This window comes from Sphingomonas aerolata, assembly GCF_003046295.1.
Lineage (GTDB): Bacteria > Pseudomonadota > Alphaproteobacteria > Sphingomonadales > Sphingomonadaceae > Sphingomonas > Sphingomonas aerolata.
The window spans coordinates 336939-358161 of the sequence record NZ_PZZN01000003.1 but is presented as its reverse complement, the minus strand read 5'-3'; the positions used below and the strand labels follow the sequence as shown (position 1 = coordinate 358161).

General features: G+C 66.7%; 14 protein-coding genes. 8 read left to right on the top strand and 6 right to left on the bottom strand.

Translation table 11 applies throughout. The features are described from left to right. Positions 1-3 precede the first annotated feature (3 nt). The 4 genes from C8J24_RS14120 to C8J24_RS14110 all read right to left on the bottom strand — a co-directional run bounded on the left by C8J24_RS14120 (position 4) and on the right by C8J24_RS14110 (position 4380). Positions 4-489 (bottom strand): Spy/CpxP family protein refolding chaperone, encoded by a 486-nt coding sequence (locus C8J24_RS14120; protein WP_167396765.1) that lies wholly within the window; start codon positions 487-489, stop codon positions 4-6. Between the two features lie 22 nt (positions 490-511). Further along, positions 512-688, bottom strand: coding sequence for a hypothetical protein (locus C8J24_RS17600; RefSeq protein WP_156360410.1), 177 nt, complete (start codon positions 686-688; stop codon positions 512-514). 153 nt (positions 689-841) lie between these two features. Beyond that, a complete protein-coding gene (locus tag C8J24_RS14115) occupies positions 842-3664 on the bottom strand; it encodes a TonB-dependent receptor (RefSeq protein ID WP_107933338.1) in 2823 nt (940 codons plus the stop codon). A gap of 389 nt (positions 3665-4053) precedes the next feature. Continuing rightward, complete coding sequence (locus C8J24_RS14110) at positions 4054-4380, bottom strand: hypothetical protein (protein ID WP_031394510.1); 327 nt, start codon at positions 4378-4380, stop codon at positions 4054-4056. 225 nt (positions 4381-4605) lie between these two features. Between C8J24_RS14110 and bamA the strand changes: the two genes are divergently transcribed. Then, positions 4606-7209 carry an outer membrane protein assembly factor BamA gene (bamA, locus tag C8J24_RS14105; protein WP_107933336.1) on the top strand — a complete coding sequence of 868 codons (2604 nt, stop codon included), beginning with the start codon at positions 4606-4608 and terminating at the stop codon, positions 7207-7209. A gap of 206 nt (positions 7210-7415) precedes the next feature. After that, positions 7416-8252 carry a glycoside hydrolase family 16 protein gene (locus tag C8J24_RS14100; RefSeq protein ID WP_107933334.1) on the top strand — a complete coding sequence of 279 codons (837 nt, stop codon included), beginning with the start codon at positions 7416-7418 and terminating at the stop codon, positions 8250-8252. Positions 8253-8264: 12 nt separating this feature from the next. On the opposite strand, the gene C8J24_RS14095 is transcribed toward C8J24_RS14100, so the two are convergent. Beyond that, a complete protein-coding gene (locus C8J24_RS14095) occupies positions 8265-9422 on the bottom strand; it encodes an MFS transporter (RefSeq protein ID WP_107933332.1) in 1158 nt (385 codons plus the stop codon). Between the two features lie 149 nt (positions 9423-9571). Next, positions 9572-11884, bottom strand: a complete 2313-nt coding sequence (locus tag C8J24_RS14090; RefSeq protein ID WP_420894117.1) for a beta-glucosidase — start codon at positions 11882-11884, stop codon at positions 9572-9574. A gap of 203 nt (positions 11885-12087) precedes the next feature. Between C8J24_RS14090 and C8J24_RS14085 the strand changes: the two genes are divergently transcribed. From C8J24_RS14085 to C8J24_RS14060, 6 genes are all read left to right on the top strand, one after another. Beyond that, positions 12088-15144: a TonB-dependent receptor gene (locus tag C8J24_RS14085; RefSeq protein WP_107933330.1), complete on the top strand. Its 3057-nt coding sequence runs from the start codon at positions 12088-12090 to the stop codon at positions 15142-15144. 111 nt (positions 15145-15255) lie between these two features. After that, positions 15256-16809 carry a tryptophan halogenase family protein gene (locus C8J24_RS14080; RefSeq protein ID WP_107933327.1) on the top strand — a complete coding sequence of 518 codons (1554 nt, stop codon included), beginning with the start codon at positions 15256-15258 and terminating at the stop codon, positions 16807-16809. Next, complete coding sequence (locus tag C8J24_RS14075) at positions 16809-17525, top strand: SapC family protein (RefSeq protein WP_167396764.1); 717 nt, start codon at positions 16809-16811, stop codon at positions 17523-17525. Before C8J24_RS14080 ends, C8J24_RS14075 begins: the two co-directional genes overlap by 1 nt. Then, the gene (locus tag C8J24_RS14070; protein WP_107933325.1) at positions 17518-18552 is read left to right on the top strand and encodes a cupin-like domain-containing protein; all 1035 of its coding nucleotides are present in this window, start codon (positions 17518-17520) and stop codon (positions 18550-18552) included. Before C8J24_RS14075 ends, C8J24_RS14070 begins: the two co-directional genes overlap by 8 nt. After that, complete coding sequence (locus C8J24_RS14065; protein WP_107933323.1) at positions 18549-20066, top strand: tryptophan halogenase family protein; 1518 nt, start codon at positions 18549-18551, stop codon at positions 20064-20066. Before C8J24_RS14070 ends, C8J24_RS14065 begins: the two co-directional genes overlap by 4 nt. After that, complete coding sequence (locus C8J24_RS14060) at positions 20059-21117, top strand: LacI family DNA-binding transcriptional regulator (RefSeq protein ID WP_244180733.1); 1059 nt, start codon at positions 20059-20061, stop codon at positions 21115-21117. Before C8J24_RS14065 ends, C8J24_RS14060 begins: the two co-directional genes overlap by 8 nt. Positions 21118-21223: the final 106 nt, after the last annotated feature.

Below are 21223 nucleotides of genomic sequence, written 5' to 3'. Positions count from 1 at the left end.
GCATCAGCCGGGTGGCGGCCCGGCCCCCAACGGACCGCCCGGCCCGCCCGGACCGGGGGGCGCATGGCGAAGCCGCATCAGCGCCTCGAACCCCGCGCGCTGGGGCGTGTCGAGACTGTCGTAGAAGCTGCGGGCTGCGATCAAGCGCGACCGGTCATGCGCTGCGTGCGCGGTCGCCTGCGCCTCGAACCGTTCGAGATGGCGGGCGAAATCCTCGCCACCCGGCATCGACGGGCCCGGGCGCATGTTCGGCCCCTCCCCGCCGTCGCGCCGCGGCGGAGGCGGCCCCCAGGCGGACAGAAACGCCACGAGTCCGCTACGCTGATCGGGCCGCAGATGCAGCAGCAGCGCGATATCGTCGGCCTCCCGGGCCCGCATCGCATCGACATTTGCGGGCCCACGCGGGCGCTCGGCACTGGCAGTGCAAGTCGCGCCGAGCAGCAGCATCGCCGCCAGCCAGCGTGCCGAACGCGGTTTCTGCAAAATCATCGTCATCGTCCTTCCCCCGGTATCAGCCGAGCATCCCGGATATGATCCAGCGCCGGCTCAGCGCGGATTTGGTGATCGTCGCCCCGCATCCGCGGCAGGCGGCGCGCTGGATCGACGCGCCGGCGACATCGCGGTGCCGCGACCGGGGCAGATGACGCCCGACGCTGCAATCAGTGGTGCGCGGTGATGGCATCGACATGGCTGGCTCCCCGGTTCATTCCGTCGGACCGGATATCGCAACTCCGTTTGTCCTGAATATTTCCGCGAGCTGCCCCCCGGGCGACAGACGCGAAAAAGCCCCGCCATCACGATGGATGGCGGGGGCGTTTCGCGGTCGTACCAGTCCTCGTTCCTAGAACTTCACGTTGGTGCTGACGAAGAAGGCGCGACCATAGGGGTCGTAGGTCGACGGATAGGTGTTCGCCTGTTGCTGATTGTCGCCCAGGATCGGCGGCTGCTTGTCGAAGACGTTGTTGACCCCGACCGACCAGGTGAAGCCGTCCTTGATCCGGAACGCCGCGGTCAGGTCAAAGTAATCATAGGCCTTGATCCGCTCGACTGCATAGGTCGTCGCGCTGTCGTCGTCCTTCACCGCCGACAGGTGACGATACAGCACCGATACCGTCATCGGCCCGGTCGAATAGGTCGCCCGCGTCGACAGCCGCCATTTCGCATAGGGGTTGCCACAGGTCTGACCGAACTTGCCCGCACAGTCGATCGTCAGGTCGGGAATCGCCGCCAGCGGGTTATAGTCGAACGCGATCAGCCGCGTACCGCTGAAGCGCAGGTCGAGCCGGCTGGTGTCGCTGCCGAACGCCCCGAAGCCGAGCGGCAGGCCGTAGCGCGCCTCGAAATCGACCCCGCGCGTCGTGACGCCCCCCGTATTGGCCAGCGTGTTGGCCGCATCGGTGATCGCAAAGCTGTTCGCGTCGCGCGGCAACGACCCGCAATAGCTCGCGTCATAGGGCGTGTAGCCATTGTCCGCGTCGCCGTAACAGGCGCGGATCAGGTTCGTGGTGCCGACCGTCGAGATGTAGTTCGCGATCTTGATCTTGTAGTAATCCGCGGTGAACGAGAAGCCGGGCAGGAAGCGCGGCTGGAGCACGATGCCCGCGGTATAGGTGTCGGACGTCTCCTCGCGCAGCGCGGGGTTGCCGCCATTCACCGTCTGGATCTGCGTGCTGCCGCCGTCATAGGCGGTGCCGATCACCGACGCCGCGACACCGTTCGACAGGCAGCTCGCATTCAGATTGGTGTTCGTCAGCGCCACCGCGGTCGTGCACGGATCGGTCGCGGCGGGAAAGTCCTGCGACGCGCCGCTGAACAGGTCCGACACGGTCGGCGCGCGCACTGCCCTCGAATATTGGCCGCGCAGTGCGATGTCGTCGATGAGCGACCAGACCGCGCCACCCGAATAGGTGTTCACCGATTTCGCCGCGGTCGAATAATAGGAATAGCGATAGGCGCCGTTGACCTCGAGCTTCTTCACGAAGGGAAGGTCCGCGAGCAACGGCACCGCAACCTCGGTATAGACTTCCTTGACGTTATACCCGCCGCCCAGGGCTTCGCCCGCGTTGAAGCCGACCACGTCGCCCGACGACAGCGAGAAATCGGGATTGTAGCTGCCCTGCTCGCGGCGATATTCGGTCCCGAACACGATCCCGACCGGGCCCGCCCCCAGATCAAACAACTCGCGGTTCGAGATCGACGCGCTGGCGACCTGCTCGCTGATCGTGCTCGAATTCTGCACCGGAATGGTGATGAACGCGGCGGCCGCGTCGCTGATGTTGCCCGCCCCGAAGATGTTCAGCGGGACGCAGCCATTGCTCGTATCCGAACACACCAGATTGCCGCCGGTGTCATAGGTCGTCCGCAGCGCCTGGAGCACGCGGCTGCGCGAGACGTTGCCGGTCTGGCTCTCGATCGATTTGGTCCGCGAATAGCTGTAATAGGCGTCGTAGTTCCAGCCACCGCCGATATCGCCCTTCGCGCCCAGCACCGTTCGATAGGCGGTGTTGTCGAGGCTCGACACGCGATTGCCGACCTCGCTCAGCCGTCGGTAGATGGTCGAGGTGACAAAGCCGTCGCCATCCGTATCGAGCCCCTGGAGCAGCGTGCGCGATCCTGCGGAGAGAAACGAGGAATCGGCGTCGAGCGAGACCGACCCGGTGAACGGCGTCGGCGCGAGCTGGTTCTTCACGCGGTTGTTGATGAACTGGCCCTCGGCATAGACGGTCAGTGCGTCGCTGACGTCGTAATGCGTCTGCGCGCTCATCAGGAACCGCTCCTGCGGGACCTGCAGGTAATTGGACGGCGCATAATTATAGGCGTCGGTCGCGGCGCTATAAGCCGAAAAGCTCCCATCGGGTTCGAACTTGCGGTTGACGCCGCCAATCGCGAACCGCGTGCCCTCGATCGAGCCCGACCCGCCTGCGATCAGCCCCCCCTCGCCATCATCGACCTGCGCCTGTCGCGAATAGTCGCGCGCCGACTGAAGGATGCCGTTGCGCTTGGTATAATCGAAATAGACCGTCGCATTGCCGCGCCCGTCCTCGAAATTTCCCCCGAGCAGCAAGTTGCCGTTGAACGTGCCGCCATCGCCCGCCTCGTTGATGCGGTAGTTCGCATTCACCTCCGCGCCGCTGAAATCCTTCTTCATGACGAAGTTGATCACGCCCGAGATCGCGTCGGAGCCATAAACCGCGGACCGGCCACCGCTGACGATGTCGACGCGTTCGATCAGCCCGGCGGGGATGGTGTTCAGATCGACGACCTGGTTCGAGTCATAGGCGACGTAGCGACGGTTATCGACGAGGACGAGCGTTCGCGTCGAACCCAATCCGCGCAGATCCGCGGTCGCCACCCCGCCCCCGGGGTTGTTCGACGCACCCGTCGTGCTCGGCACCAGCTGCGGCAGGTCCTTCAGGACATTCTCGACATTGGGCTGGCCCGACAGTGCGAAGTCCTGTGCGCTGACCACCGCGATCGGTGACGCCTGCTGTAACTGGAGACCGCCCAGCCGCGATCCGGTGACGACGATCGTCTCGCCATCGGCCGGCGCGGCGTCGCCCGGCACCGCCTGCGTTGCCGGGTCGACGGTCTGCGCAACGGCCGGTGCACTCAAGCCAAGCAGAAGCGTGGACGCCAGAAGGCGTTTGCGAAAGTCCAGACGCATGGTGATACTCCCTGAGCCGCAACACTTTGGGTTGCGAGGCATTTTTTGCGATGACGGATATGGTCCGTCCGGCAAAGCTGCAGGGATTTGACGGGGTCGACAACGGCTAAGTCGTCATCGAACCGTCATGCGTTCGACCTGTTGTTACGCAGCCACGGTTTGTGACAAACCATGTCGCAACCAAGACTGTATCGTGTCTTTGATCGCAGCGCGGACATCAGCCATGCATCACGCCGCCGGTCGGCGGAACACGACGGTCACGCTTCGCACGCGCTGATCCACAGCTCGGCTCTGTACTCGAACGCCAAACCGCAGCGCTTCGATCGCCACGGCCAAGCCGGTGGCCGAAGACCCACGGATACCGGCTGGGGGCGGCACGGTCGCGCGGCTCATTGGAACGTCGACCCGGCGGCCATCGCCTTGCTCGGGCTCAGCCCCTGCTGCTCGAGGAACTGGTTCAGCGCCGCGACCAGATCCTGCGCGGCGCCGCTGGTCAGCGCGACCCGCCCGACGACGACCCGCTCGACCGATGGCGCGTCGCGCGTGTGATCGCACCGCGCGCTCTCCAGCGTCAGCACGATCACGCCCGACAGATTGGCGAGCCCGGCGAGCCCCGTGGCGAAGACTTCGGGCGCAAACGGATTGTCGACGAGCGGCGGCAGCGTCGGCGCGCTGATCGGCGCGGATGACGGGACGGATTTGATGGCGACACGCATGGCGATGGTCCTCGCAGGATGAACGGGCGAGCCGATTGGCCCGCACGGCGCTCTAGCCAGCGACCATGTCCCGAACATTTCCCGCCACTTGCTCCATGTGTCAGCCGAGCCCGGCGACCGCGCGGTCGCGCTCGTTGGTGACCCAGTGTTGCAGTCCGGCCGGCGCGCGCCATCCGCCAGAAACATCGCCCGCCCAGGCGCCCGGTCTCACCCGGAGACCTCCCCATGATGTTCGAATTCGGCGCCAGTACGATGGCCCTGGCCTTGGCCGGCACGCTCGGCGGCACGGCGGTCGCAGCGCCCGTCCAGCATGCGAAGCCCCCCGCCCCGACGCCACCAGCCGATCCCGCCGTCCGGACGATCCGATCCTTGCGCGTCGAGGGCGCGCAGCGGATCGAGCCCGAGACCGTGCTGAGCTACACCAAATTGCGCGCCGGCATCCCCTACACGGCGGAGACGCTCGATCAGGCGCTCAAGGACCTTCAGGCCAGCGACCTGTTTGCCGATTATTCGATCGCCGGGGTCGAGGACGGCAATATCGTCGTCCGTATCCGCGAGAACCCGATCATCAACCGCATCGTCGTCGAGGGCAACAAGGCGCTCAAGAGCGACAAGATCACCAAGGAAATCAGGCTCGCACCGCGGCAGATCTTCACGCGCAGCGCGGTGCGGCAGGATGTCGCGCGGATCGTCGAGCTCTATCGCCGGCAGGGCCGCTTCGCGGCGATGGTCGATCCGAAGATGGTCAGCCTCGACCAGAACCGCGTCGACATCGTCTTCGAAATCAGCGAGGGCCCGAAATCGAAGGTCCGCCAGATCAACATCCTCGGCAACAGCGTGTTTTCGGACGCGCAGCTTCGCGGGCAGATGGCAACCAAACAGGCACGGCTCAGCCGCATGCTGTCGTCCGCAACCAGCTACGACCAGGATCGGCTGAGCTACGACCAGCAGAAGCTGCGGCAATTCTACCTGACGCAGGGCTATGCCGATTTCCGCGTGACGTCCGCGGTGGCCGAACTCGCCCCGGACAAGAAGGACTTCATCATCACCTATGTGGTCGAGGAGGGCAAACGCTACACATTCGGTGACGTCACCGTCGACAGCCAGATCCGCGACTTCGACAGCAGCAAGCTCGCCGCGACGCTGCCGCTCAAGAAAGGCGCCTGGTACAACGCCAAGCAGGTCGAGGACGCGGTCGACAGCCTGAGCCAGACCGCCGGCCTGTTCGGCTACGCCTTCACCGAGGTCAATCCGGAGTTCCAGAAGGACGCCGACACGCTGACGATGGGGATCAACCTCAACATCGCCGAAGCCAAGCGCACCTATGTCGAACGCGTCGAGATCAACGGCAACACACAGACCAAGGACAAGGTCGTACGGCGTGAAATCCGGTTGGCGGAGGGCGACGCGTTCAACAGCTTCCAGGTCAAACGCTCGGAGGACCGGATCAATTCGCTCGGCTATTTCCAGGACAAGACGGAGATCAAGCAGAAGCCCGGTTCCGCGCCCGATCGCGTCATCCTCGAAACCAACCTTGAGGAAAAATCGAGCGGCGAGCTTCAGCTCTCGGCCGGCTATTCCAGCCTGGAGAATTTCATCGCATCCGCCACGATCACCCAGCGCAACTTCCGCGGCATGGGACAGGAGCTACGGGCCGGAGTCAGCTATTCGAGCTATTCGAAATCGGTCAATCTCGGCTTCACCGAACCCTATCTGTTCGACACCAACATCGCACTGGGCGGCGACATATTCCGGCGGGATTACCGCTCGTACAGCACCACCGGCGACACCGACAGCACGACCTATGAACAGATCTCGACCGGGTTCCAGATCCGCGCGGCGGTGCCGCTGACCGAATATTGGTCGGCCACCGCACGCTACGGCCTGTCCTATGATCAGGTCACGCTCGATGCGGACACCTATTACACGAACGGGGCGTGCGATCCCGCGGTCGCCGGCCAGTATCTGTGCGACGCGGTCGGCAATCGCTGGACCTCGTCGATCGGCTATTCGCTGGTGTTCGACAGCACGAACAGCCGTACCCGCCCGTCCAAGGGCAGCAAATTCAGCGTCAGCCAGGATTTCGCCGGCCTCGGCGGCGACACACGGTATCTCCGCAGCACCGCCAACTACTCGAAATATGTCGATCTCGGCTCGCGCTTCATCCTCACCGCGCATGCCGAGGGCGGCTATATCAGGGGGCTCGGGCAGCAGGTGAGACTGACCGACCGCTTCTATCTGGGCGACCCGCAGATGCGCGGCTTCGATATCCGCGGCGTCGGGCCGCGCGTCACGCGGACCTATTACGACACCAGCACGATCCCTGCGACGATCTCGACCGGCAGCAGTTCGAACACGCAGACCGCGCTGGGCGGCACCGCCTATTACCAGGCCCGCCTCGAGGTCGAGCTCCCGCTTGGCTCGGGCGCGCGCGAACTCGGCCTGCGCCCCACCGTCTACATGGACGTCGGCGCGGTGTTCGGCGGCAGGACGCCGACGCTGACCGACAGCTGTGCCGCCGCGAACGCGACCTCGATCGCGTGCGTCGCCGCGACGCGTCAATACACCGACAGCGCCGGCAACCTGCTCTACCTCGATTCCGCCGGTGCAAGCACGACGACCAACACCGGCACGCCCTACAGCTATTCGCTCGGCGCCTACCGCGAGACCTATACGGGCAATAGCGCCAGCCCGCGGCTGTCGGTCGGCATCGGCGTCAACTGGGCCTCCCCGTTCGGCCCGCTGCGGATCGATCTCGCCAAGGCACTGCTCAAGGCCGATGGCGACGACAGCAAGCTGATTACCTTCAATATCGGCGGCCAGTTCTAGTGTGCACGGCGTCCTCCTGCGAAACGCCCTGCGCGTGGGGAAGCCGCCCGGTTGAGCTTGCCGCGGAGCTGCCCTAGACCCGTCACGCCACCGGCTCGCGTCCGCACGTCGCGGCGACGATCCGGGGCATGATGGAGAGCGTCCCCCATGTGTTTTGACCCCGCCCCGAAGCGCAAACCCGCGAACTTCCCGACGGCGGTGACACGATGATCCTCCTGCTGCTGGCCGCGCAGGCCGCGACGCTCGGCGCGACCAATTACGGGCTCGACGCACCGATGCCGACACCCAAAACGACGCCCGCCTTTGCCGACGAATTCAACGGGCGAACGATCGATCGCCGCAAATGGCGGTTCGACACCTCGCGCAATGCCGAGGGCTGGGCCAATCATGAGCGTCAATATTATGCCAAGGACCGGCCCCGAAATGCACGGATCGAAAAGGGCTCGCTGATCATCGAGGCGCGTCGCGAGACGCTGTCGAAGGCGCGCTTCCCCGACTGGGGCGGCCAGAGCTACAGCTCGGCCAAGCTCGTCTCTCGGGTGCCACGCGGCTATGGCTTCTACGAAGTCCGCGCGATGCTGCCCTGCGGCCGCGGCAGCTGGCCCGCGGTCTGGCTGCTGCCAAGCGGCGGCCGCTGGCCCGACGAGGGCGAGATCGACATCGTCGAGCTGGTCGGATGGGACCCGAACGTCGTCCATGCGACGGTGCACAGCGGTGCGTTCAACCACACCAAGGGCACGCAGCGCGGCGCGCAGAAGCGCGTGGCGACCGCCTGCACCCGCTATCATCGCTATCAGCTCGACTGGCGCGCCGATGTCATCACGATCGGCGTCGACGGCCGCGCGGTCATGCGCGTCGCCAATGACCAGCCCGGCGGCAAGGCGGCCTGGCCGTTCACCCGGCCCTATGACCTGATCCTCAACCTTGCGGTCGGCGGCGACTGGGGCGGGCAGAAGGGGATCGACGACACCGCCTTCCCGCAGCGCATGGCGGTCGACTATGTCCGCTACTGGCGCCCTGCCCCGAGCCGGTCGCGCCGTTGATCGCCGTCGGCCTCAGCGCCGCCCCCGCGCGGCGAGCAGGATCATCCCCCCGCCCAGCGTCAGCACCGCGAGCACGACCAGCACCGCATCGAAATCGCGCGGCGTCGCCAGCGCCCAGGTGATCACCGGCCCGAGCAGCCCGGGCAGGGTGTTGGCGAGGTTGAGCAGCCCGAGGTCGCGCCCGCGGTGCCGCGCGCTCGGCAACAGCTGCATCGCAAAGCCCGCGTGCAGCGCCAGGAAAACGGACGTCCCGCCCGTATAGACGCAGAACGCCGCCGCACCGCTGGTGAAGTCGCGCGCCGCCATCATCGCGATCAGCCCCGCCGCCGCGATCAGCGCTGCCGCGAACAGGAACGGCTTGGTCCGCCCGGTCCGGTCGGCAAGCCGGCCGACCAGCACTGCGATCGGCAGCGGCACGCTATAGGCGACGATCATCACCGTCCCCATCCGCGCAGCGAGAACCGACTCCGGTACCGAGGGGGAGACGGTTTCGAAATAATAGAGAAGATAGACGAACAGCGCGCTGCCCGCGACCTGCACGAGCAGCCGCGCGGTCCAGGCGAGCAGCAGATCGCGTCGCAGCATCGACCGCAACACCGGCGGCGGCGCCCCCGCCTGCCGCGTCCCGCGCACGATCACGAGCGGGAGCGTGCACATAGCGACGGTGACCGCGATGACCGCGAACCGCGCCGGCTCGCCGAACCGGCTCACCCCGACCAGCGCGGCCGACAGCGTCGCCGCGACCGGATTGGCCATCGCAAGCAGCCCGCCCGCGACCCCCTTGCGGCCATCGGGCACCTCTTCGGCGATGATCGCCATCAGCGGCGCGATCACCGCGTTCAGCGCGACCTGGAACAGGACGATCCCCGCCACCAGCAAGGCAGGCGTGGTCGCCGCCGCGAGCCCCGCATAGGACGCCATCGTCGCGACGACGCCTCCCGCCATGATCCCGCGGCGCCCCCCGCCCCGGCTCACCGACCGGTCGCCCAGCCAGCCAAAGCCGATATTCGCCACGCTCGCCGCGATCGCCCCCGCGATCACCGTCACCGTCAGCAGATCGAGGCGACCGTCGCCCGCCACCTGCTCGACCTTGATCGGCAGCAGCAGCGTCAGCAGCGGCAGATAGCCGACGACCGCCCCCGCATAAGCGAGCGCGCAGACGAGGAGCAAAGCTGCCGGTCGCGGCGTGGGCGACGGTAACCGACTATGCGGGGAAGAGAAAACGGAACGCGGCACGATGGCGCCCTTGTGACCCGCTCGCCGCCGTCGGGCAACTCCCGAACCACCCCCGCCGCCGCCGCGGCTGGTCTACGCCCCGGTCAGGGTTTCATCGTCATCGGCTCGAGCGTCGTCGTGAGCAGCTGCGACCGGTCCGCGGCATCATGCGCCAGCGCGACGCGGTAGCGGCCCCCGGCAATCCGCCACCCCGGCAGCGCGGTGTCGTACTGCGCGACGACCCGCGGCTCCGCGGTCAGCGTCACGCGCCGCGACTCGCCCGGTTTTAGCGTCAGCCGCGTGAACCCCGCAAGCCGCATCGGCGTCGCCGTCCCCGCCCCGGCCGTCCCCGCCCCGTCCGCCGCCGCCTGCGCGACATAGATCTGCGGAACGTCCGCGCCCGCACGGCGCCCGGTGTTGACGACGTCGAACGTCACGCTGAGCCGTCGGCCGCCGGTCACCACCGGGTTGCGATAGGCGAAGCTGGTAAAGCTCAGCCCGTGCCCGAAGGCGAACAGCGGCCGCTGGCGCTGCTTCTCGTACCAGCGATAGCCGACGTCCGCGCCCTCGACATAGTCGACCGGAAAGCTTTCGAGCTGGATCGCGGCGGCGTTCGCCGGATTGGCGGCCGCCTGCGCCTCGACCGACGTCAGCCGGTCGAGATTGACCGGTGCCGGGCGTGGCGCCTGGGACGCGGCGGCGGGGAAGGTGATCGGCAGCCGGCCCGACGGCGACACCCGGCCGGTCAGGATGTTAGCGATCGCCTCGCCGCCGCGCTGTCCCGGATACCAGGCCTGCAGCACCGCCGGCACCGCATCGATCCAGGGCATCAGCACCGGTCCGCCGGTTTCGAGCACTGCCACCGTCCGCGGCTGCGCCTTCGCCACCGCCGCGATCAACGCGTCCTGATTGTCGGGCAGCGACAGCGTCGGCACGTCCTGCGCTTCGGTCGTCCACTGCGTCGCAAAGACGATCGCCATGTCCGCGTCGCGGGCGGCGCGCGCCGCCGCCTCGGTGTCCTTGCCGTCGACAAAGGTCACCACCGCGCCCAGCATCGCCGCGGTGATCGCCCGGAGCGGCGACGAGGCATGATAGGTGTAGCGCGCGAACGACATCGCCGCCCCCGACGTCAGCGGAATCTCGATCGGCGCGCCACCGACCGAACGGACCTGGCTCGATCCCCCGCCCGACAGCACGCCGACGTCCGCTCGTCCGCCGATCAGCACGATGCGTTTGGCGGTGCGCGCGATCGGCAGCATGTCGCGGTCGTTCTTGAGCAGCACGATCCCCGCTTCCGCCGCGTCCTGCGCAACGGTGGCATGGCGGGCATAGGGAATCGGCGCCTCTGCGGCGGGCATCGGCGTGTCATAGGCGCCGGTTTCGATCAGGCCGGTCAGATAGCGCACGATCATGTCGTCGAGCCTCGCCTGCGATACGCTGCCGTCAGCCACCGCGGCCTTGAGCGGCGCGCCGAAGTAGATCGCCTTGTCGAGTTCCTGTCCCGACTGCTGGTCGAGCCCCGCATTGGCCGCCTTCGCAGTTGAATGGACCGCACCCCAGTCGCTCATCACCCAGCCGCGATAGCCCCAGTCGCGCTTGAGCACGTCGGTCATCAGATGCTTGTTCTCGCACGCCCAGTCGCCATTGACCTTGTTGTACGCGCACATCACCGAGCCCGGTTTCCCGCGCTCGATCGCGATCTGGAACGCGAGCAGGTCGCTCATCCGCAGATCGGCCTCGCCGATCCGCGCGTCGACGACCATGCGACCGGTCTCCTGCGCGTTGAGCGCGAGGTGCTTGACCGTCGAGACGATGTGGTTCGACTGGACCCCGGCGATATGCGCGCCCGCCATCGACCCTGCCAGCAGCGGATCCTCGCCGAGATATTCGAAGTTGCGGCCGTTCCACGGATCACGCGTCAGGTTGACGCCCCCCGCCAGCAGCACGTTGAACCGCTTCGCCCGCGCCTCCGCGCCGATCATCGCCCCGCCTGCGCGTGCGATTTCGGGGTCGAAGCTCGCCGCGGTCGCCAGTCCCGACGGCAGCGCGGTCGCCACGTCACCCTTGCGCTGTTCGACCTGGTTGGCGACGCCGAGCGACGCGTCGCTCTCGCGGACCAGCGGCACGCCCAATCGCGCGATGCCGTCGATATGACCCGCCGACGGGATCAGCGTGTCCGTCGTCTTGCCCGCCGCCATCGGCGGGAACAGGCCGTGCGCCAGCTTGATCTTCTCGTCGATCGTCATCCGCGCGACGATCGCCTCGGCCCGCCGTCGCGCATCGGGTCCGGCGTCCTGCGCCGCCGTCGCTGGCGCCTTGGGCGGAGCAACCTTCACAGGCGTCTCGCGCGCCTCGACCATGGCGGCGATCCCCATCAGCGACACGCCCAGCATCAGCGCCCGATACCCCGTCGACATCGTCATTCCCTTCCGGTTTTCCGCCTCCCCCTGCAGACTGCGACACGCATCCGGCCGGGCTGTGGCACCATTGTCACTGTTCTCAGCATATTTAGTGAACGTTCACAACCAGCAGTCCAAACCCTTGACACGAATCGCGAAAAGGGAAAGTGAACGTTCACACGGAAGGCGCACTCATAGCGTCGGCTACAGGGAGGATTACCATGCGTGGCTTCACGGCTCGCTCGCTTTCGCGTCTTGTCATCGGCACATCGGCACTGGCGCTCGCCGCCATTCCCGGCGTCGCTCTGGCGCAGGATGCCGCAGCCACGGTCGGCAATCCCGGCCCGTCCGACATTGATCCGCAGGCTGCACCCGCCACGCCCGCCGATCCGAATGCGGTCACCGACGACATCGTCGTGACCGGCATCCGCGCGTCGCTGCGCGAGGCGATCGACATCAAGCGCAACGGCCAGGGCGTGGTCGACGCGATCTCGTCTGAGGATATCGGCAAGTTCCCCGATACCAACCTCGCGGAATCGCTCCAGCGCATCACCGGCGTCTCGATCGACCGCTCGAACGGCGAAGGCTCGACCGTCACGGTCCGCGGCTTTGGTCCCGAATATAACCTCGTCACGCTCAACGGTCGCCAGATGCCGACCTCGACGCTCGGCGACGGTGCCAGCGCGCCCGCCTCGCGCTCGTTCGACTTCGCCAACCTCGCCTCCGAAGGCGTCGCCGCGGTCGAGGTCTACAAGACCGGTCGCGCTGCGGTCCCGTCGGGTGGTATCGGCTCGTCGATCAACATCCGCACCCCGCGTCCGATCGACAAGCCCGGCACGCGCGGCAGCGTCGCGGTCAAGGGCGTGCTCGACAGCTCGCGCAACGGCAAGGATCCTATCACCCCCGAAGTGTCGGGCATCCTGTCCACCACCTTTGCCGACGACCGCATCGGCGTCCTGCTCAGCGGCGCGTATCAGCGGCGCAAGGCGAGCAACAATTCGGCGGGCGTCGGCTTCCGCGACGGCTTTCTCGGCGCGGAGAACAACTGGGGCACGCTCGCCCAGCCCGGCACGCCCGGCGGTGCGAACATCACCAACCGTCCCGGCCCGACCGACGTCTATGAAATCCCGCAAAGCGCCAATTACGATGTCGTCGACATCGATCGCGAGCGCATCAACGGCCAGCTCGTGCTGCAGGCCAAGCCGACCGACACGCTGACCGCCACGCTCGACTTCACCTATTCAAGCAACAAGGTCGAAGTCCGCAACAGCAGCGTCGGCATCTGGTTCAACTTTGGCGACACGCGCAGCGCGTGGACCGATGGCCCCGCGGCTGGCCCCGTCTTCTATTCGGAGAATTTCGCGCCCGGCAAGGATCTGTCGTACAGCAGCTCGCTGACCGCGAACAAGTCCGAGAACAAGTCGCTCGGCGGCAACCTGACCTGGGAAGCGCCCGGCAACGTCACGATGTCGCTCGACGCGCATCATTCGACCGCGGTTTCGAAGCCGACCAACGATTACGGCAGCAGCACGTCGATCGGTGGCGCGATCTTCGGCGTCCAGTCGCAGAGCATCAATTTCGAGAAGGACCTGCCGGTCATCTCGTACCAGATGTATCCCGGGATCGACCCGCTGAATGCATCGCTGATCACGCCCACCGGCAACGCGTTCCGCAACGCCTATTTCAAGAACGAGATCAACCAGCTCCAGCTGAAGGGTCATTACGACCACGACGGCGATTTCCTGAGCAGCATCGACTGGGGCTTTTCCTATGTCGATAACAAGGTGCGCTCGGCTTACGGCTTCATCCAGAACGAGACCTGGGGCGGTGTCGACCCGCGCGGTGCGTCGTTCGGCGCGGCGGCCGTGCCCGACGATTTCTTCAACCTCACCAGCCTGCCCGACAAGTTCAAGGGTGTCGCCGGATCGAACGATCCCGCGCTGCCGCCGTCGATCTACACGTTCAATTTCGAGCAGATGGCCGAACTGCTGCGCTCGCAATATGCGATCTGCAGCGCACCGCAGACGGGCGTCGCGGCGGAAGGCACCTGCCTTGCCAATTACACCAACGATCGCCGCATCCGCGAACGCACGATCTCGCCCTATATTCAGTTCAACGGCAAATTCGACATGTTCTCGATGCCGGCGCACCTCATCGGCGGCGTCCGCTATGACGAGACGCAGGTGAACTCGTCGGCGCTGGTGCCGATCCCGAACGGTACGCGCTGGACGGGCGCGAACGAATTCGCGCTCACCTACGGCGCCAATTCGTTCACCTCGCTGAAGGGCCGCTATCACAACTGGTTGCCCGCGGTCGATTTCGACATCGAACCCCTCCGCAACGTCAAGCTGCGCGCGTCGTACAGCCACACGATCACGCGCGCCGATTACGGCAGCCTGCAGGGTGGCCTGAACATCGATTCCAACCCGCGCATCGGCGGCGGCACCGGCAGCCAGGGCAATCCGAACCTCGTCCCCTTCAAGTCGAAGAACATCGATCTGTCGGCGGAATGGTATTACGGTGCCGAAAGCTACATCTCGGTCGGCTATTTCAACAAGGACGTGAAGAACTTCATCGGCACGACGCAGGTCAACACGTCCGCGTTCAACCTGCGCAACCCGGGCTCGGGGCCCCGCTATCGTCAGGCGGTCGCAGCACTTGGAACGACGGACAATCTCCAGGTTCGCGACTACATCCTGCGCAACTTCCCCGCCTCGTCGCAGGTCACGGGCACCAGCGATTCCGGTCTGCTGAACGGCAACATCTTCGGTCTGCCCGAGGACGACCTGTTCAATTTCCAGCTGAGCCAGCCGTTCAACAGCGACCAGACCGCCAATATCGACGGGTGGGAATTCGCGCTGCAGCACAGGCTCTGGAACACTGGGCTGGGCGTCATCCTGAACTACACGATCGTCAACGGCGACGCGAAATATGACAACACGCTCGATCCGAACATCGGCCAGTTCGCGCTGACCGGGCTCAGCGACAGCGCCAACGCGGTCGCCTATTACGACAAAAACGGCATCCAGGCGCGTGTCGCCTATAACTGGCGCGGCGAATTTTATGCCGGCGGCGCCTTCGATCCGCTCTATGTCGAATCCTATGGGCAGGTCGACGCCAGTGCGAGCTATCAGGTCACCACGGGGCTGGCCGTGTTCGGCGAGGTCATCAACCTCACCGGCCAGGGCCGTCGCGGTCACCGTCGCTCGGACAATTTCGCCACCTTCGCGCAGCCGGGCTATGCCCGCTACGCAGCCGGCCTGCGGTTCAACTTCTGATCCGCGGCGCCGCCGGCCTACGGAACGACCACTCCCCCGCGGGGGGTGGTCTTTTCGGCGCCGTGGCGGCACAGAATGACAGTGTCGGACATGCAAACTGACGGGCTGGACATGGATCGCGCGATCACCTCGATCGTGATCGTCGGCGGTGGCACCGCCGGATGGCTTGCCGCGTGCCTGATCGCTGCCCGCGCGGACCGTGATGCCGAGCGACCGCTTCAGGTCACCCTGATCGAATCGCCTGACGTCGCGACGATCGGCGTGGGCGAAGGCACTTGGCCGACGATGCGCCGTACGCTCGAACGGATCGGCATCTCGGAAACCGAATTCCTCCTCGCCTGCGATGCCGCGTTCAAACAGGGATCGCGCTTCGACGGCTGGCGCACCGGCGCACCCGACGACCGCTATCTCCACCCCTTCACGACACCCGCCGATGCAGCCCCCCGCGATCTCGCCTCGGCCTGGTCCGACAGCGGCCTGGCCTTTGCCGAAGCGCTCTGCGCGCAACATGCCGTCTGCAGCCAGGACCTTGCCCCACGCCAGCGTGCGATGCCCGATTATGCGGGCACGCTGAACTATGCCTATCATCTCGACGCCGGCAAGTTCGCGGCCCTGCTCGCCCGCCACGCGACCGAACGGCTCGGGGTGCGCCATCTGCGTGACCATGTCGTCGGCGTCGATGGCGCGGCCGATGGCGACATCACCGCGGTCCGCACGCGCGCATCGGGCAGGATCGAGGGCGACCTGTTCCTCGATTGCACGGGTCATGCCGCACTTCTGATCGGCGAGCATTACGGCGTCGGCACGATCGACCGCGGACGCGAACTCTTCAATGACCGCGCGCTCGCAGTCCAGCTGCCGGTCGCCGCCGACAGCGCGATCGCGTCGCAGACCAATGCCACCGCGCACGCCGCGGGCTGGATCTGGGACATCGGCCTGCCCGCGCGACGCGGCATCGGCTGCGTCTATTCCTCCGCGCATCTCGACGACGACGCGGCGGCCGACACGCTCACCCGCTATCTGCGCGCGACGGCGCCCGACGCACCGCTCCCCGACTTTCGCCCCCTGCGGTTCCAGTCGCGCCACCGCAACCGTTTCTGGCACCGCAACTGCCTTGCGATCGGTCTGTCCGCCGGCTTCCTCGAACCGCTCGAGGCATCTGCGATCGTGCTCGTCGAGCTCTCGGTCGACGCGCTGCTCGACAATTTCCCGGCCACCCGCCGCACGATGGATCTCCACGCCGCGCGCTTCAACACGCTGTTCCGCTATCGCTGGGACCGGATCGTCGAGTTCCTCAAGCTTCATTATGTCCTCAGCCAGCGCGATGAGCCCTATTGGCGCGACCACCGCGATCCCGGCTCGATCCCGCCGCGTCTCGCCGAGCTGCTCCAGCTATGGGCCGACCAGCCCCCGTCGCACGCCGATTTCCCGATGGTCGACGAGATCTTTCCCGCGGCGAGCTATCAATACGTGCTCTACGGCATGGGCTTTCCTGCGCCGCGCCGCACGCCTGTCCGGACCGGAACGCGCGGTGCCGCCGACATGCTCGTGCAGCAGGTCGACCGACACGGTCGCATGCTCGCCGCCGCCCTGCCGACCAATCGCGCCTATCTCGATGCCCTGCGGCATGCGATGACAAGCGCTACCATGGAAACGAGAGCCTGATGCCCGACCACGCGATCCTGACGCCCGAAGAGCACCGCGACCTGCGGATCCGCACCGACCGGTCGGATGCGCTCGGCGATGCCGTGATGGCGTGCATCACCGTCCCCAGCGAATTCCGTCGCGTCCAGACCCACTATCCGATCCTGTTCCAACGCGACCAGACGCGCGACGGCTTCACCGCGCTCGCGATGTTCGGGTTCGAAGCGGGCGAGAATCTGTTTCTCGAGGGCGGGCGCTGGGACGCCCGCTATCGCCCGCTCGCGATCGACAGCCAGCCCTTCCTCGTCGGTCGGGGGCCGGAAGGCTCGTCGCTGCGCCAGGTGCATATCGACATGGCGAGCCCGCGGATCGGCACCGGCGAAGGCATGCGCGTGTTCGACGATACCGGTCGCCCGACGCCGTTTCTCGAACGTATCGCCGATCAATTGCGCGCGCTCGACGAGGATTATGTCGCCGCGACCGCGTTCTTCGCCGCGCTCCAGCGCCACGACCTGCTCGAACCGCTGACGCTCGACGTCACGCTCGAGGACGGATCGAAGAACCGGCTGGTCGGCTATCACGTCATCGACGAGGATCGCCTGGAAGCGCTCGATCCCGCATCCGTCGCCGAGCTTCACGCCGAGGGCCATCTGTTGCCGATCTTCATGGCGCTCGCCTCGCTCGGCCAGATCGGGGATCTCGTCGCGCGCAAGAACCGACGGCTCGCGCATGGCTGACGCCGGCACCGCGGGGATCTTCGCTGCCCTGCCGCGGATCCGCGAAGTCGACATCAGCGGGCCGGCGGCGCTCGACACGCTGTTGCGCGAAGCGACGACGCCGTTCATCGTCCGAGGGCTCGTCGCCGACTGGCCGATGGTCGAGGCCGGTCGCCAGTCGGGACGCGCGGCGCGCGATTATATCGAGCGCCATGCCCGGCCCACGCCCTTTGCCGTCTCGGTCGGCGCGTCGCAGAGCGGCGGCCGGCTGTTCTACGGCGACATGCAGGGCATGAACTTCCAGATGATGCGCGCGCCGCTGCCCGAGATCTTTGCGCGGATGACCGAGAATGAGGGGGTCGACGGCGCACCGTCCATCTATCTCGCCTCGATCGACATGCAGAATTTCTTCACCGGGCTGCACGAGGCCAATCACGTCGATCTCGGCGAGCGCACGCCGCTCGCGAGCATCTGGATGGGGACGCCGACGCGGATCGCGGCGCATAACGACGCGCCCGACAATCTCGCCTGCGTCGCGGTCGGTCGTCGCCGCTTCACGCTGTTTCCGCGCGACCAGTTCCGCAATCTCTATCTCGGGCCGGTCGACAATACGCCCGCGGGCCGCGCGGTGAGCATGGTCGACTTCCACGACCCCGACTTCGTCGCCTATCCCGGCTTTCGCGATGCCTTGGCGCAGGCGCAGGTCGCCGAACTCGACGCCGGCGACGCGCTCTACATACCGGCCTTGTGGTGGCACCATGTCGAGGGGCTTTCGGACTTCAACGTGCTGGTCAATTACTGGTGGCGCGACACGCCGCGCTGGCTCGGTCAGCCGCAGGATGCGCTCAACCACGCATTGCTTGCGATCCGCGACCTGCCCGAGGACGAGAAACGGCACTGGCGCGCGATGTTCGATCACTATGTCTTCTCCGACGACCCCGCGGTCGCGGCGCATATCCCCGAGCCCGAACGCGGCGTCCTCGCCCCGCTCACCCCCGACAGCGCAGGCAAGCTGCGCGCCTTCCTCCTGAGAGCACTCAGCCGATGACCACGCCCCCGATCCACCGCGTCGTCATCGCCGGCGGCGGCACCGCCGGCTGGATGGCCGCCGCCGCGATCGCGCGGACGATGGGCCGCACGGTCGCGGTGACGCTGGTCGAATCCGAGGCGATCGGCACCGTCGGCGTCGGGGAATCGACGATCCCGCCGATCGTGACGTTCAACCGCCTGCTCGGGATCAACGAAGCCGAGTTCATGCGAGAGACGCAGGCGACGTTCAAACTGGGCATCCTGTTCGACAACTGGAAGGATCGAGGCGACACCTATTTCCATTCGTTCGGCACGACCGGCAAGGATCACTGGTCCGCGGGCTTCCAGCATTTCTGGCTGCACGGGCTGACGCGCGGCCATCATCAGCCGTTCGACGATTACTGCCTCGAACTGCGCGCCGCATTGCAGGGCAAGTTCGCGCATCTTCCCGATGGCCGGATGAACTATGCCTATCAGCTCGATTCAGGCCTCTACGCCCGCTTCCTGCGCAAGATGGCGGAGGCCGACGGCACGACCCGGATCGAGGGCCGGATCGCGCAGGTCGAGCTGAACGGCGAAAGCGGCGACATCGCCGCGCTGACGCTCGACTCCGGCGCACGGATCGAGGGCGACCTGTTCCTCGACTGTACCGGCTTTCGCGCGCTGCTGATCGAACAGGCGCTCCATGCCGGGTTCGACGACTGGACGCATTTCCTGCCGTGCGATTCCGCGATCGCGGTCCAGACCGAGAGCGCCCGGCCGGCCCTGCCCTATACCCGCGCGATCGCGCACGATGCCGGATGGCAGTGGCGCATTCCGCTGCAGCACCGCACCGGCAACGGCATCGTCTATTGCAGCCGCTATCTCGATCACGATGCCGCGCTCGAGCGTCTGCTCGGCACCGTCGAGGGACCGACCCTGACCGAGCCGAACAGGATCCGCTTCGTCACCGGCGCGCGACGCCAGCAATGGCATCGCAACTGTGTCGCGATCGGCCTGTCCGGCGGGTTCATGGAGCCGCTCGAATCGACGAGCATCCATCTGATCCAGCGCGCCATCCTCCGTCTGCTGCGGATGTTCCCATCGGCCGGGATCAGCCCGCGCGACGTCGCCGAATTCAACGAGCAGCAGCATACCGACATGCTGCAGATCCGCGATTTTCTGATCCTCCACTACAAGGCGACCAACCGCCGCGACAGCGCCTTCTGGCGGCAATGCGCGTCGATGCCGGTGCCCGACTCGCTCGCGCACAAGATCGCGCTGTTTCGCGAAACCGGCCGCGTCTTCCGCAAGAATGACGAGCTGTTCGCCGAGAACAGCTGGGTCCAGGTGATGCTCGGCCAGGGCATCGTGCCGGAGAGCTATCACCCGATCGCGACCAAGATGCGCGACGACGAACTCGTCCGGCTGCTCTGCGGGCTGCGCGACACGACCAACGCGACCGTCGACGCGCTGCCCGACCATGCCGCCTATGTCGCGCATTATTGCAGCACAGCGCCGTCTGCCTCGGCGGGATCCCCGCATCTTGGCTAGGCGCCGTCAGGCCGTGACGATCAAGCATGTTGCAGCGGACGCCGGCGTCTCGCTGCAGACGGTCAGTCGCGTCGTCAACAAGGAGACCGGCGTCCGCCCGCAAATGGCGGAGCGCGTGCAGGCGTCGATCGACCGGCTTGGCTATGTTCCCTCGATCGCCGCCCAGCGGATGGGCGGTTCGCGCTCTTATCTGATCCTCGCGCTCAACGACCGCGAACGCACGATCGCCGACTGGCGCGCGCGACAGGGGACCGACTGGGTCGACCAGATGCTGCTCGGCGGGATGCTGACCTGCGCCGAACATGGCTATCGCCTGATCGTCGAGCTGGTCGATACGCATAGCGATCATATCGAACGCGAACTGCTGGGCGCGATCGCCGCGTTGCAGCCCGACGGGGTGATCCTCACCCCGCCGCATTCGGGCAATCCGCTGATCATCGACCTGCTCGAGGCGCAGGACATCCGGTTCGTGCGGATCGGCTCGATCAGCGAAGGGCCCGGCGTGCGCCTGATGATGGACGATGCGCGCGCGGCGCGGATCGCGACCGAGCATCTCGTCGCGCTCGGCCACCGGCGGATCGGCTTCATCGCCGGGCCTGCCGAGTATGAACTCAGCGGCTGGCGCGTCGATGGCTGGCGCGCGGCGATGGCGGATGCGGGGCTGGCCTGTACCGACCTGCTCGCATCGGGGGATTTCAGCCATGCTTCGGGCCGGGCCGCCGCCCGTACGTTGTTCGCGCTGCCCGAGCCGCCGACCGCGATCATCGGCAGCAATGACCAAATGACGCTCGCGACGCTCGAACTCGCGCGCGAAACCGGGCGGCGCGTGCCCGAGGATCTGTCGCTGATCAGCTTCGACGACACGCCGATCATCCGCCTCGCCCATCCGCCGTTGACCGCGATCGTCCAGCCGATCGCCGAGGCGTCGGCGCGCGCGGTGAGCCTCATCATCGCCGGGCTGGCGGGCGATCCCACGCCGGACGCACCGATCACCGTCGCGGCGGAACTGACGGTGCGCCGTTCGACCGCGCGCCCACCCGCGAGCGGCTGACCGGTCGGCTCGCGCCAACGGGTCCGGCGGGCCTTGCGACGCAAGGCCAACTCCCCCACAGGCGGCGCGGGGACGAACGGAGACCGTCATTTTCAATCTCATTTTC